Here is a 12,609-nt window from a genome sequence, read left to right as displayed (position 1 = left end):
GGCGGACCTAGAGGTAGGCGGCCTGTGCAGCGTCGAGGCTGCCCTGGGCTCGCATGATCAGTTCGCAGAACTCGCGGGCGGCACCTTCGCCGCCACGTGCCTGGGTGACGCCATGGGCGTGCTGGCGGACGAAGCCGTCAGCGCTCGCCACCGCCATGCCCAGGCCGACCCGGCGGATCACCGGCAGGTCGGGCAGGTCGTCGCCGAGGTAGGCCACCTGTGCGTATTCGAGGCCCAGCTCCGCCAGCAGTTCATCGAGTACCACCATCTTGTCCTCGCGGCCCTGATAGAGGTGCTGGATACCCAGGTTGCGGGCACGTCGCTCGACCACGGGAGTGCTGCGGCCGGAGATGATCGCGGTGCGTACCCCGGAGTTGATCAGCATCTTGATGCCGTGGCCGTCCAGGGTATTGAAGGTCTTGAATTCGCTGCCGTCGACCAGGAAGTAAAGCTTGCCGTCGGTGAGAACGCCGTCGACGTCGAAGACCGCCAGGCGGATGGCCTTGGCGCGCTGTAGCAGATCGTCGCTCATTCAGATCACTCCGGCGCGGGTCAGGTCGTGGATGTGCAGGGCACCGATGGGGGTGTCGCTGTCGTCCACCACCACCAGCACGTTGATCTTGTGGTCGTCCATGATCTTCAGCGCCTCGGCGGCGAGCATGTCGGGGCGCACGGTCTTGCCGTGGACCGTCATGACTTCGTCGATGCTGGCCTGGCGGACGTCGACGCCCTTGTCCAGGGTGCGGCGCAGGTCGCCGTCGGTGAAGATCCCGGCCAGCTTGCCGTCGCTCTCCAGTACCGCGGTCATGCCGAGGCCCTTGCGGGTCATCTCCAGCAGGGCGTCGCGCAGGGAGGTGCCGCGTTCGACGCGGGGCAGCCTATCGCCGCCGTGCATGATGTTTTCCACCTTCAGCAGCAGGCGACGGCCCAAGGCGCCACCGGGATGGGAGAAGGCGAAGTCCTCGGCGGTGAAGCCGCGGGCTTCCAGCAGCGCGATTGCCAGGGCGTCGCCCAGGACCAGCGATGCGGTGGTGGAGGAGGTCGGCGCCAGGTTCAGCGGGCACGCCTCATGCTCGACGCGGGCGTCGAGGTTGGCCTCGGCGGCCTTGGCCAGCGGCGACTGCGGGTTGCCGGTCATGCTGATCAGGGTGATGCCCAGGCGCTTGATCAGCGGCAGCAGGGTGACGATCTCGGCGGTGGAGCCGGAGTTCGAGAGGGCCAGCACGACGTCGTCGGGCGTGATCATGCCCATGTCGCCATGGCTGGCTTCGGCCGGGTGGACGAAGAACGCAGGCGTACCGGTGCTGGCCAGGGTGGCGGCGACTTTCTTGCCGATATGGCCGGACTTGCCCATGCCCACCACCACGACGCGGCCCTTGCAGGCGAGGATCAGCTCGCAGGCGCGGACGAAGTCGTCGTCGATCCTGCCGAGCAGGGTGTCGATGGCTTCACGTTCCAGGCGGATGGTGCGGTGTGCGGATTGGATCAGATCGCTGGACTGGCTCATGTGGAGAGTGCAGTTGCCGAGGAAAAGGCGGGGATTATACCGGCAAAGAGTCGTTCGCTCACCCTCCATCGCATCCCGCCGAGGAGAAACCTGTCGCAGCCCTGAACAATGGCTGGCGCGGCCTTGGGTGGCATAGTGCTGCGATGCTATAGTTCGCCGCCTGTTCGGCCACCCCTCAGGCATCGTGTCCCGGCCGCTGGAGACGACGTCTTCTGCAGGGATGGCCGCATCGCAAGGAGTACAGATGAGCGCTGATAACGCTTACGCCGTGGAGTTGAAGGGCGTCACCTTCAAGCGCGGCACACGCAGTATTTTTCAGAATGTCGATATCCGCATCCCGCGCGGCAAGGTCACCGGGATCATGGGGCCGTCCGGCTGCGGCAAGACCACCCTGTTGCGCCTCATCGCCGCTCAGCTCAAGCCTGCGGCCGGCGAAGTCTGGGTCAATGGCCAGAACCTGCCGAAGCTTTCCCGGGCCGACCTCTTCGACATGCGCAAGCAGTTCGGTGTGCTGTTCCAGAGCGGCGCGCTGTTCACTGACCTCGATGTGTTCGAGAACGTCGCCTTTCCCCTGCGGGTGCATACCAAGCTGCCCGAGGAAATGATTCGTGACATTGTCCTGATGAAGCTGCAGGCGGTTGGTCTGCGTGGCGCCATCGAGCTGATGCCGGATGAACTCTCCGGCGGTATGAAGCGTCGCGTGGCTTTGGCCCGGGCCATCGCACTGGACCCGCAGATCCTCATGTACGACGAGCCTTTCGTCGGCCAGGACCCCATTGCCATGGGCGTGCTGGTGCGTTTGATTCGCCTGCTCAACGATGCCCTGGGCATCACCAGCATCGTGGTCTCCCACGACCTGGCGGAGACCGCCAGCATCGCTGACTATCTTTATGTGGTCGGCGATGCCCAGGTGCTGGGGCAGGGCACCCCCAAAGAGTTGATGGAGTCGGATAACCCGAGGATCCGCCAGTTCATGAAAGGCATTCCCGACGGGCCGGTCCCCTTCCACTTTCCGGCACCCGATTACCGCAACGATTTGCTGGGAGAGCGTTGATGCGCAAGAAGTCTCCGCTCGAGCGCATCCGCCTGCTCGGGCGCGCCGGCCTGGACGTGGTCGAAGCGCTGGGCCGCTCCACCCTGTTCCTGTTGCGTGCCATGTTCGGGCGCACCGGCACCGGGGCTGGATTCCAGCTGCTGATCAAACAACTGTATTTCGTCGGCGTGCTGTCGCTGCCGATCATCGTCGTATCCGGTGTCTTCATCGGCATGGTGCTGGCCCTGCAGGGCTACAACATCCTGGTGGAATACGGCTCCGAGCAGGCGGTCGGGCAGATGGTCGCCCTGACCTTGCTGCGCGAGCTCGGCCCGGTGGTCACCGCGTTGCTGTTCGCCGGTCGTGCAGGCTCCGCCCTGGCGGCCGAGATCGGCAACATGAAGTCCACCGAGCAACTCTCCAGCCTGGAGATGATCGGTGTCGACCCGCTCAAGTACATCATCGCCCCGCGGCTCTGGGCCGGCTTCATTTCCATGCCGTTGCTGGCGATGATCTTCAGCGTGGTGGGCATTTGGGGCGGCGCGATGGTCGCCGTCGATTGGCTGGGTGTTTACGATGGCTCTTTCTGGGCCAATATGCAGAACAGTGTCGAATTCACCGAAGACGTGCTGAACGGCGTGCTGAAAAGCATGGTCTTCGCCTTCGTGGTGACCTGGATCGCCGTGTTCCAGGGTTACGACTGCGAGCCGACCTCCGAAGGGATCAGCCGCGCAACGACTAAAACCGTGGTCTATGCCTCGCTGGCCGTGCTGGGGCTCGACTTCATCCTGACCGCCTTGATGTTTGGAGATTTCTGATGCAAATCCGCACCCTGGAAATTGGTGTCGGCCTGTTCCTGCTGGCCGGGTTGCTCGCCCTGCTGCTGCTGGCTTTGCGGGTGAGCGGCCTGTCGGTCGGCAGCGCCAGCGAAACCTATAAAGTTTACGCCCACTTCGACAATATCGCCGGTTTGACTGTCAGAGCCAAAGTGACCATGGCCGGTGTGACCATCGGCAAGGTCACCGCCATCGACCTGGATCGCGAAAGCTACACCGGCAGGGTCACCATGGAGCTGGAAAAGCGCGTCGACAACCTGCCGACCGATTCCACGGCCTCCATCCTCACTGCCGGCCTGCTGGGCGAGAAGTACATCGGTATCAGCGTTGGTGGCGACGACCAGCTGTTGAAGGACGGCGGCACCATCCGCGACACCCAGTCAGCGCTGGTGCTCGAAGACCTGATCGGCAAGTTCCTGCTCAATACGGTCAATAAGGAAAGCAAGTGAGGACCTTCGACATGATCAAAGCAATGCGTAACGGCCTGCTGGTTCTGCTCGCCGCGCTGCCCCTGCTGGCCAACGCGGCGCCCAGCGCGCGCGACGTGGTGCAGCAGACCACCGACAAGCTGCTCAGCGACCTCAAGACCAACAAGCAGCAGTACCGCAGCAACCCCGGTGCCTTCTATGACTCGCTGAACAACATCCTCGGCCCGGTGGTGGATGCCGACGGCATTTCCCGCAGCATCATGACGGTCAAGTACTCCCGCAAGGCCACCCCGGAGCAGATGACCCGCTTCCAGGAGAACTTCAAGCGCAGCCTGATGCAGTTCTATGGCAACGCCCTGCTGGAATATGACAACCAGGACATCCGCGTGCTGCCCGGCAAGCAGGAAGACCCGGAGCGCACCAGCGTCGGTATGGAAGTGAAGGACAGCAAAGGCACCGTCTATCCGGTGTCGTACACCATGGTCAATATCGATGGCCAGTGGATGCTGCGGAACGTCATCATCAACGGCATCAACATCGGCAAGCTGTTCCGCGACCAGTTCGCCGACACCATGCAGAAGAACGGCAACGACCTGGACAAGACCATCAACGGCTGGGCCGAAGTGGTGGCCAAGGCCAAGCAGACCGAGGAAGGCCAGAAGGCCGCCGGTCATGAGTGAAGCTGCACTGACAGCCGGTACCGCCGGGGAGCTGAAACTCTCCGGCGTGCTGGATTTCCGTAGCGGGCCAGAGCTGCGTGAGACGGGCGCGAAGATGATTCGCGAACACGGCATGGCAGACCTGGTGCTCGATTGTTCGGGCGTGTTGAAGTCCAGCAGCGTCGGTCTTTCCCTGTTGCTGGCCTTCATGCGCGACGCGCGAAAGGCCGGCAAGACGCTGACCATCCGCGCGCTGCCCGAGGACATGCGGCAGATCGCCGGCGTCTCCGGGCTCGACGAGTTGCTGCCGCTGGAAGTGTGAAGACAGTCGAAAGCCCTCCGTCTGACCTTGCGCGCGCGGGGTTCGCAGGCGGGGGGCTTTTTTGTATCATGGCCGACCCGCGCGCGTAGGGCGCCGATTGAGGTTGAGCATGCAGGCCGTAGAAGTGAAGAACCTCCTGGAGGCTAAGCTGCCCGGAGCCCAGGTGGAAGTTGAAGGCGAAGGCTGCAATTTCCAGTTGAACCTGATCAGCGACGAGCTGGCTGGCATGAGCCCGGTCAAGCGCCAGCAGCAGGTTTATGCCCATCTGAACGCCTGGATCGCCAATGGCAGCATCCACGCGGTCACCATGAAATTCTTCAGCCTCGCTGGCTGGGCCGAGCGTTCCTGAGCCTACGGGCGACGAGATTCCAAATGGATAAACTGATTATTACCGGCGGCCAACGCCTCGATGGCGAAATCCGCATTTCGGGCGCCAAGAACTCGGCCCTGCCGATCCTCGCTGCCACCCTGCTGGCCGATACCCCGGTCACCGTGTGCAACCTGCCGCACCTGCACGACATCACCACCATGATCGAGCTCTTCGGTCGCATGGGCGTGCAGCCGGTGATCGACGAGAAGCTCAGCGTCGAAGTCGACGCCAGCACCATCAAGACCCTGGTCGCGCCCTATGAGCTGGTGAAGACCATGCGCGCCTCGATCCTGGTGCTCGGCCCCATGGTCGCGCGCTTCGGTGAAGCCGAAGTGGCCCTGCCCGGCGGCTGCGCCATCGGTTCCCGCCCGGTCGACCTGCACATCCGTGGCCTCGAAGCCATGGGCGCGCTGATCGACGTCGACGGCGGCTACATCAAGGCTCGCGCTCCGGCCGGCGGCCTGCGTGGCGCGCACTTCTTCTTCGATACCGTCAGCGTGACCGGTACCGAGAACATCATGATGGCCGCTACCCTGGCCAACGGCCGTACCGTGCTGGAAAACGCCGCACGTGAACCGGAAGTGGTCGACCTGGCCAACTGCCTGATCGCCATGGGCGCGCAGATCCAGGGCGCCGGCACCGACACCATCATCATCGACGGCGTGAAGCGCCTCGGTGGTGCGCGTTACAGCGTGATGCCCGACCGCATCGAGACCGGCACCTACCTGGTTGCCGCAGCCTCCACCGGCGGCCGCGTCAAGCTCAAGGACACCGATCCGACCATCCTCGAATCCGTGCTGCTGAAGCTGGAAGAGGCGGGTGCCCACATCAGCACCGGCAACAACTGGATCGAGCTGGACATGAAGGGCAACCGCCCGAAAGCGGTCAACGTGCGCACTGCGCCGTACCCGGCGTTCCCCACCGACATGCAGGCCCAATTCATTTCCATGAACGCCGTGGCCGAAGGCACCGGTGCGGTCATCGAGACGGTGTTCGAAAACCGCTTCATGCACGTCTACGAAATGAACCGCATGGGCGCGCAGATCCTGGTCGAGGGCAACACCGCCATCGTCACCGGCGTTCCGCAGCTCAAGGGCGCTCCGGTCATGGCCACCGACCTGCGGGCTTCGGCCAGCCTGGTCATCGCCGGCCTGGTTGCCGAGGGCGACACCCTGATCGACCGCATCTACCACATCGACCGTGGTTACGAGTGCATCGAGGAAAAACTGCAGCTGCTCGGCGCCAAGATCCGCCGCGTGCCGGGTTAGGTGAAGCTCGGGCCGACCGTCAGCGGTCGGCCCGCACGCTCCCTCAAGGGCCCGCAGAGGGCCGAAGCCAAGGACATCCAGTTCCATGCTCACCATCGCGTTATCCAAGGGCCGCATCCTCGACGACACCCTGCCGCTGCTGGCGGAAGCGGGCATCGTCCCCACCGAGAATCCGGACAAGAGCCGCAAGCTGATCATCCCCACCACCCAGGATGACGTGCGCCTGCTGATCGTCCGTGCCACCGACGTGCCGACCTATGTCGAGCAAGGCGCGGCAGACCTCGGCGTGGCCGGCAAGGATGTGCTGATGGAGTACGGTGGCCAGGGCCTGTACGAGCCCCTGGACCTGCGCATCGCCCGCTGCAAGCTGATGACCGCTGGCGCGATCGGTGTGCCCGAGCCCAAAGGGCGCCTGCGCGTTGCCACCAAGTTCGTCAACGTCGCCAAGCGCTATTACGCCGAGCAGGGCCGCCAGGTCGAAGTGATCAAGCTTTACGGCTCCATGGAGCTGGCCCCGCTGGTCGGCCTGGCCGACAAGATCATCGACGTGGTCGACACCGGCAACACCCTCCGCGCCAATGGCCTGGAACCCCAGGAAATGATCGCCACCATCAGCTCACGCCTGGTGGTCAACAAGGCCTCGATGAAGATGCAGCACGCCCGTATCCAGGCGCTGATCGACACCCTGCGCCAGGCCGTCGAGTCGCGACACCACGACTGACACCCATGCGGCTCCGGCCGCATCCGCCTATCCGTGTCATAGCCAATAATCTCGGGTGCCCGCACGGTGGGCTTGCTACTCTAGCGGCGCCCGAGCATTTGCCAATAACGAGGCCCGCTATGACCGTTCAAACCGCTGTTCGCCGACTCAATGCCGCTGATCAGGACTTCGCCCGTCATCTGGATCATCTGCTGAGCTGGGAAAGCGTATCCGACGAATCGGTCAACCAGCGCGTACTCGACATCATCAAGGCCGTGCGTGAGCGTGGCGATGCCGCCGTGGTCGAGTTCACCCAGCGCTTCGACGGTTTGACCGTGGACTCCATGGCCGACCTGATCCTGCCGCGCGAGCGCCTGGAACTGGCGCTGACCCGCATCACCGCCGAGCAGCGCAAGGCCCTGGAGACTGCCGCCGAACGCGTGCGCCTCTACCACGAGAAGCAGAAGCAGGATTCCTGGACCTACACCGAGGCCGACGGCACCGTGCTGGGCCAGCAGGTCACCCCGCTGGATCGCGCCGGCCTGTACGTTCCCGGCGGCAAGGCGTCCTACCCGTCCTCCGTGCTGATGAACGCCATCCCGGCCAAGGTCGCCGGCGTCGCCGAAGTGGTGATGGTGGTGCCGACCCCTCGTGGCGAGATCAACGAGATCGTCCTCGCCGCCGCCTGCGTGGCCGGCGTCGACCGCGTCTTCACCATCGGCGGGGCCCAGGCGGTCGCCGCGCTGGCCTATGGCACCGAGAGCGTGCCCCAGGTGGACAAGATCGTCGGCCCCGGCAACATCTATGTCGCCACGGCCAAGCGTCACGTCTTCGGCCAGGTCGGCATCGACATGATCGCCGGCCCCTCCGAGATCCTTGTGGTCTGCGACGGCCAGACCGATCCGGACTGGATCGCCATGGACCTGTTCTCCCAGGCCGAGCACGACGAAGACGCCCAATCCATCCTGGTCAGCCCCGATGCCGAGTTCCTCGACAAGGTGGCCGCCAGCATCGAGAAGCTGCTGCCGACCATGGAGCGTGCCGAAATCATCCGCACCTCCCTCTCCGGTCGTGGAGCGCTGATCCAGGTCGCCGACATGCAACAGGCGATCACCGTCGCCAACCGCATCGCCCCCGAGCACCTGGAGCTGTCGGTCGCCGACCCGCAGGCCTGGCTGCCGCAGATCCGCCACGCCGGCGCCATCTTCATGGGCCGCTATACCGCCGAGGCGCTGGGCGACTACTGCGCCGGCCCGAACCACGTGCTGCCCACCTCCGGCACCGCGCGTTTCTCCTCGCCGCTGGGTGTGTATGACTTCCAGAAGCGCTCGTCGATCATCTTCTGCTCTGCAGAGGGTGCCTCCGAGCTGGGCAAGACCGCGTCCGTGCTGGCCCGTGGCGAGTCGCTGACCGCCCACGCCCGCAGCGCCGAATACCGGATCAAGGGAGAATGATGATGAGCAAATTCTGGAGTCCCTTCGTCAAGGAACTGGTGCCCTACGTTCCGGGCGAACAGCCGAAGATCGCCAACCTGGTGAAGCTGAACACCAACGAAAACCCCTACGGGCCTTCGCCGAAGGCCATCGCCGCCATGCAGGCGGAGCTGGGTGACAGCCTGCGCCTGTACCCGGACCCGAACAGCGACCGCCTCAAGCAGGCCGTCGCGGAGTACTACGGCGTGACAACCGGCCAGGTGTTCGTCGGCAACGGTTCGGACGAGGTGCTGGCGCACATCTTCCACGGCCTGTTCCAGCATGGCCGCCCGCTGCTGTTCCCGGACGTGAGCTACAGCTTCTACCCGGTCTACTGCGGCCTCTACGGCATCCCCTTCGAAGCGTTGCCGCTGGATGAGCAGTTCCAGATCCGCGTCGAAGACTACGCGCGCCCCAACGCCGGCATCATCTTCCCCAACCCCAACGCCCCCACCGGCTGCCTGCTGGCACTGGAGGCGGTGGAGAAGCTGCTGCAGGGCAGCCCGGATTCGGTGGTGGTGGTCGACGAGGCCTATATCGATTTCGGCGGGCAGAGCGCCATCGCCCTGGTGGACCGCTACCCGAACCTGCTGGTCACCCAGACGCTGTCCAAGTCCCGCTCCCTGGCCGGCCTGCGCGTGGGCCTGGCGGTGGGGCACCCGGACCTGATCGAGGCCCTGGAGCGCATCAAGAACAGCTTCAACTCCTACCCGCTGGACCGCATGGCCATAGTCGGCGCCGCTGCGGCGTTCGAGGACCGCGAGTGGTTCGAGCAGACCTGCGCCAAGGTCATCGACAGCCGCGAGCGGGTGGTGAGCGAACTGGTCAAGCGCGGGTTCGAGGTGTTGCCCTCGGCGGCCAACTTCATCTTTGCCCGTCACCCGGGCAAGGATGCGGCGGGCATCGCTGCCGGCCTGCGCGAGAAGGGCGTGATCGTGCGTCACTTCAAGCAGGAACGCATCGCCCAGTTCCTGCGCATTACCATCGGCACGCCGGAGCAGAACCAGGCGCTGCTGGATGCACTCGACGCCGCCTGATTCCGCTGTCATGAACGAAAAAGCCGAGACGGGAAACCGCCTCGGCTTTTTTCATGCTTCAACGGCTGCTGCCGCTCACTCGTGATGGGCTTCGCCAATGAAGGTCAGCGAGGTGAAGAAGCCGTGCTCCTCAGCTTCCGGGTCCTTGTCGGTCTTCAGCGTCGCCTGTGCGGCGATCACGTTGAGGCCGGCGTTGCGTACCAGCACCTTGGCCTTGCCCTGGGCGTCGGTGGTGGCGCTGACGGTATGCGGGTCGCTGCGGTAGTCGCCGTACAGCTCGATGCCGGCTGCGGGCTTGCCGTCCAGCAGCACCTGCACCGGCAGCGGCTTGCCGGGGCCGACGCCGAGCGGATCGACCTGCGGCACGATGACCAGGCGCACGCGCTCCAGTGCCGGCAGCTTGGCGCTTTCCTGGTAGACCGCCAGGCTGTACTTCCAGGTATGGATGGAGGCGACAGCGCCCTTCACCTGATCGCGGCCCTTGTTGATCCACTGCTTGTCGGCGGTCTGTGACCAGGCGCCGTTGTCCAGCGCCACGGCCAGGCTGGCCGGCGGCTTGAGGGGCTGCAGGCGGGCGTGGTCGTCGAGGCGCTGGACGGTGACCGGGATCATCCGGCCGGCCTTGTCGTAGGCCCAGGCGCCGCTGACCTTCTCGGCCTTGAAGGCATCGTCCTCGGCGCCGTGCCCGTAGATGACTTCGATGTTTCCGCGACGCTGTTCGGTCCAGAGGCCGTGGGCCTGGGCCTGGCCGGCGAGGAGGGCGCCGAGGGCGGCGGTGAGCAGCAGTTTGCTGTGGAGTCGCATGGGGAGTCCTTGTCAGAGGTTGAGGGTCAGGCTGAGGGTGAGGTTGCGCGGGTCGCCCGGCAGCACCCAGACGTTGTTGTAGGAGCGCTCGTAGTACTTGCGGTCGAAGACGTTGTTGAGGTTCAGGCCGATGCTCAGGTCATCGCTGGCCTTGTAATGGGCGAGCAGGTCGAGGGTGCTGTAGGCGGGCAGTTCGAACTGGCTGCCGGCCTGGCCGGAGCGGTCGCCCACGTAGTTGGCTGCGGCGCCCACGTCCGAACCGCGCAGCCAGCCGTCCTGGAACTCGTAGACGCCCATCAGGCTGCCGCTGTGCTTGGCGATGCCGAGCAGGCGGCTGCCTTCGGGCAGGGTGTTGTCCTCGGTCACCTCGGCATCGATATAGGCGTAGGCGCCGATCAGGCGGAAGGCGTCGCTGAGCTGGCCGGCGACCTGCACGTCGAGGCCCTGGCTGCGGGCCTTGCCGGCGGCGATGCTTTGGCTGGGGTCGTTCGGGTCGGCGGTGAGCACGTTCTCCTTCTCGATATGGAAGAGCGCGGCGGTGGCGCCCAGCCGGCCCTCGAAGAGGTCGAGCTTGACCCCGCTCTCATAGCCAACGCCCTTCTCCGGCTTGAACACGGTGCCGCGGCTGCTGATGGCGTTGGGCTTCACCGAGGCGGAGGCATTGGCGAACACCCCGACTTCCGGGGTGAGCTGGTAGAGCAGGCCCAGGCGCGGCGTGACCACATCCTTGTGCTGGGCGTTGCGGATGCGCGTGGAGCGGTCCAGGGCTGCCTGCTCGAAGCGCTCGATGCGCACGCCCACCAAGCCGCGCAGCCGATCGGTGAAGGCGATCTGGTCCTGCAGGTTCAGCGAATGGCTTTCCACCCGCTCGAAGAAGTCGTTCTTGCGGGTGAGCGCGGGCTTGGGTTGGCCGTATACGGGGTTGTGGATATCCAGGCCGTAGCTGAACAGGGTGTCGCTCTGGGGGTACTTCTGGCTGTTGCGGTAGTTCTCGTACTCCAGGCCGATCAGCGTCTGGTGCCGCCAGGTGCCGGTGGCGAAGGTGCCGTGCAGTTCGGCCTGGGTGATGCTGTTGTTCCATTCGAAATCGCGCTGGCGATAGAAGCGGCTGACGATGTCGCCGGACGGGCGCGAGGTTTCCGAAGAATCGCCGGCCAGGTGGCCCTGGGCGTAGTGGTTGGCCAGGCGCAGCTTCCAGTCCTCGTTCAGGTAGTGCTCGAGGCTGACCTGCAGCATCTGGTTGCGGTTGCGGATCTCGCCGTCGTTGGGTTCGCCGAGGAAGGTGGAGCGCTTGACCGAGCCGAGCTGGTTGCCCGGAGCGGGGATGCCGCGATCGAACACCGACTCGTGGCGCACGAACTCGCTCTCGATCAATAGGCGCGTATCCGGGCTGAGCTGCCAGCTGAGGGAGGGGCTGACTACCACGCGCTCGCTGCCGACGTGATCGCGGAAGCTTTGGTTGTCCTCCACCGCCAGGTTGATGCGCGACAGAAGGGTGCCGGCGTCGTCCAGCGGCGTGTTGACGTCGAGGCTGCTGCGGTAGCGGTCCCAGCTGCCCGCGCTGGCGCTGAAGCGGGCGAAGGCTTCCTCCTCGGGCTTCTTGGTGACGATATTGACCAGGCCGCCCGGGTCCCCACGTCCGTAGAGGCTGGCCGCCGGGCCCTTGAGTACTTCGATGCGCTCGATGGTGGAGGCGTCCGGCGAGCTGTAGCTGCCACGGTTGATGGCGAAGCCGTTCTTGTACAGCTCGCCGGTGGTGAAGCCGCGCACGCTGTAGTTGAGGAAGGTCAGGCCACCGAAGTTGTTCTGCCGGGATACACCGCCGGCGAAGTCCAGGGCGCGGTCGATGCGGGTGGTGTTGAGGTCTTCCAGCACCCGGGCGGGCACCACTGCCACGGATTGGGGGATGTCACGCAGGTCGGAGTCGGTGCGGGTGGCGCTCGCCGAGCGGGTGGCGCGGTAGCCGGTGACGGGACCGTCGGCGCGCTCGTGGCGGGATTCGATGGTGATCTCTTCGAGTTCCAGTGGTGCGGCGAGGGAATTGCTGCTGGCCAGGCCGAGCGCCAGGCCGGCGGCCGAGGCGAGGGTGCGGGACTTCATTGTCGGTGGGTCTCAGGGTTTAAAGATGTAATAACATAACATTTTATTTTTTCATCTTTCACCTGCCAGGTTC

The 12,609-nt window shown here is 64.9% G+C and carries 14 protein-coding genes; 10 read left to right on the top strand and 4 right to left on the bottom strand.

Annotation, left to right across the window (positions count from 1 at the left end; genetic code table 11):
- Positions 1-7: 7 nt before the first annotated feature.
- Complete coding sequence (locus RTW82_RS00455; RefSeq protein WP_043241476.1) at positions 8-532, bottom strand: KdsC family phosphatase; 525 nt, start codon at positions 530-532, stop codon at positions 8-10.
- Complete coding sequence (locus tag RTW82_RS00450) at positions 533-1,507, bottom strand: KpsF/GutQ family sugar-phosphate isomerase (RefSeq protein ID WP_021217838.1); 975 nt, start codon at positions 1,505-1,507, stop codon at positions 533-535.
- 244 nt (positions 1,508-1,751) lie between these two features.
- Between RTW82_RS00450 and RTW82_RS00445 the strand changes: the two genes are divergently transcribed.
- The 10 genes from RTW82_RS00445 to hisC all read left to right on the top strand — a co-directional run bounded on the left by RTW82_RS00445 (position 1,752) and on the right by hisC (position 9,632).
- On the top strand, positions 1,752-2,561 hold the full coding sequence (locus RTW82_RS00445; protein ID WP_021217839.1) for an ATP-binding cassette domain-containing protein: 810 nt from the start codon (positions 1,752-1,754) through the stop codon (positions 2,559-2,561).
- Positions 2,561-3,358: a lipid asymmetry maintenance ABC transporter permease subunit MlaE gene (gene mlaE, locus RTW82_RS00440; RefSeq protein WP_021217840.1), complete on the top strand. Its 798-nt coding sequence runs from the start codon at positions 2,561-2,563 to the stop codon at positions 3,356-3,358. Before RTW82_RS00445 ends, mlaE begins: the two co-directional genes overlap by 1 nt.
- On the top strand, positions 3,358-3,825 hold the full coding sequence (mlaD, locus tag RTW82_RS00435) for an outer membrane lipid asymmetry maintenance protein MlaD (protein WP_316923955.1): 468 nt from the start codon (positions 3,358-3,360) through the stop codon (positions 3,823-3,825). Before mlaE ends, mlaD begins: the two co-directional genes overlap by 1 nt.
- An 11-nt stretch (positions 3,826-3,836) precedes the next feature.
- The gene (locus RTW82_RS00430; RefSeq protein WP_316923954.1) at positions 3,837-4,484 is read left to right on the top strand and encodes an ABC transporter substrate-binding protein; all 648 of its coding nucleotides are present in this window, start codon (positions 3,837-3,839) and stop codon (positions 4,482-4,484) included.
- Entirely contained in the window at positions 4,477-4,785 is a 309-nt protein-coding gene (locus tag RTW82_RS00425) for a lipid asymmetry maintenance protein MlaB (RefSeq protein WP_021217843.1), read from the top strand. The genes RTW82_RS00430 and RTW82_RS00425 overlap by 8 nt, the downstream gene beginning before the upstream one ends.
- Before the next feature lie 109 nt (positions 4,786-4,894).
- Positions 4,895-5,134, top strand: coding sequence for a BolA family protein (locus RTW82_RS00420; RefSeq protein WP_021217844.1), 240 nt, complete (start codon positions 4,895-4,897; stop codon positions 5,132-5,134).
- Between the two features lie 23 nt (positions 5,135-5,157).
- Positions 5,158-6,423, top strand: coding sequence for a UDP-N-acetylglucosamine 1-carboxyvinyltransferase (gene murA, locus RTW82_RS00415; protein WP_043241471.1), 1,266 nt, complete (start codon positions 5,158-5,160; stop codon positions 6,421-6,423).
- 85 nt (positions 6,424-6,508) lie between these two features.
- Positions 6,509-7,144: an ATP phosphoribosyltransferase gene (hisG, locus tag RTW82_RS00410; RefSeq protein WP_316923953.1), complete on the top strand. Its 636-nt coding sequence runs from the start codon at positions 6,509-6,511 to the stop codon at positions 7,142-7,144.
- Positions 7,145-7,263: 119 nt separating this feature from the next.
- Complete coding sequence (hisD, locus tag RTW82_RS00405) at positions 7,264-8,577, top strand: histidinol dehydrogenase (RefSeq protein ID WP_316923952.1); 1,314 nt, start codon at positions 7,264-7,266, stop codon at positions 8,575-8,577.
- Positions 8,578-8,579: 2 nt separating this feature from the next.
- The gene (hisC, locus tag RTW82_RS00400) at positions 8,580-9,632 is read left to right on the top strand and encodes a histidinol-phosphate transaminase (RefSeq protein ID WP_316923951.1); all 1,053 of its coding nucleotides are present in this window, start codon (positions 8,580-8,582) and stop codon (positions 9,630-9,632) included.
- 75 nt (positions 9,633-9,707) lie between these two features.
- Here hisC and RTW82_RS00395 read toward each other — a convergent pair whose 3' ends face one another.
- Positions 9,708-10,436 (bottom strand): DUF4198 domain-containing protein, encoded by a 729-nt coding sequence (locus tag RTW82_RS00395; protein ID WP_316923950.1) that lies wholly within the window; start codon positions 10,434-10,436, stop codon positions 9,708-9,710.
- 12 nt (positions 10,437-10,448) lie between these two features.
- Positions 10,449-12,536, bottom strand: coding sequence for a TonB-dependent siderophore receptor (locus RTW82_RS00390; RefSeq protein WP_316923949.1), 2,088 nt, complete (start codon positions 12,534-12,536; stop codon positions 10,449-10,451).
- Between the last annotated feature and the right edge of the window lie 73 nt (positions 12,537-12,609).

This window comes from Pseudomonas sp. zfem005, from assembly GCF_032621735.1.
Classification (GTDB): Bacteria; Pseudomonadota; Gammaproteobacteria; order Pseudomonadales; family Pseudomonadaceae; genus Metapseudomonas; species Metapseudomonas solani.
Note: the sequence above shows the minus strand (reverse complement) of the source record. Positions and strands in the feature narration are given on the sequence as shown.

Coding starts and splice junctions, on each gene's coding strand:
- RTW82_RS00455 (WP_043241476.1), bottom strand. CDS start 532: ATGAGCGACGATCTGCTACAGCGCGCCAAGGCCATCCGCCTGGCGGTC.
- RTW82_RS00450 (WP_021217838.1), bottom strand. CDS start 1,507: ATGAGCCAGTCCAGCGATCTGATCCAATCCGCACACCGCACCATCCGC.
- RTW82_RS00445 (WP_021217839.1), top strand. CDS start 1,752: ATGAGCGCTGATAACGCTTACGCCGTGGAGTTGAAGGGCGTCACCTTC.
- mlaE (WP_021217840.1), top strand. CDS start 2,561: ATGCGCAAGAAGTCTCCGCTCGAGCGCATCCGCCTGCTCGGGCGCGCC.
- mlaD (WP_316923955.1), top strand. CDS start 3,358: ATGCAAATCCGCACCCTGGAAATTGGTGTCGGCCTGTTCCTGCTGGCC.
- RTW82_RS00430 (WP_316923954.1), top strand. CDS start 3,837: ATGATCAAAGCAATGCGTAACGGCCTGCTGGTTCTGCTCGCCGCGCTG.
- RTW82_RS00425 (WP_021217843.1), top strand. CDS start 4,477: ATGAGTGAAGCTGCACTGACAGCCGGTACCGCCGGGGAGCTGAAACTC.
- RTW82_RS00420 (WP_021217844.1), top strand. CDS start 4,895: ATGCAGGCCGTAGAAGTGAAGAACCTCCTGGAGGCTAAGCTGCCCGGA.
- murA (WP_043241471.1), top strand. CDS start 5,158: ATGGATAAACTGATTATTACCGGCGGCCAACGCCTCGATGGCGAAATC.
- hisG (WP_316923953.1), top strand. CDS start 6,509: ATGCTCACCATCGCGTTATCCAAGGGCCGCATCCTCGACGACACCCTG.
- hisD (WP_316923952.1), top strand. CDS start 7,264: ATGACCGTTCAAACCGCTGTTCGCCGACTCAATGCCGCTGATCAGGAC.
- hisC (WP_316923951.1), top strand. CDS start 8,580: ATGAGCAAATTCTGGAGTCCCTTCGTCAAGGAACTGGTGCCCTACGTT.
- RTW82_RS00395 (WP_316923950.1), bottom strand. CDS start 10,436: ATGCGACTCCACAGCAAACTGCTGCTCACCGCCGCCCTCGGCGCCCTC.
- RTW82_RS00390 (WP_316923949.1), bottom strand. CDS start 12,536: ATGAAGTCCCGCACCCTCGCCTCGGCCGCCGGCCTGGCGCTCGGCCTG.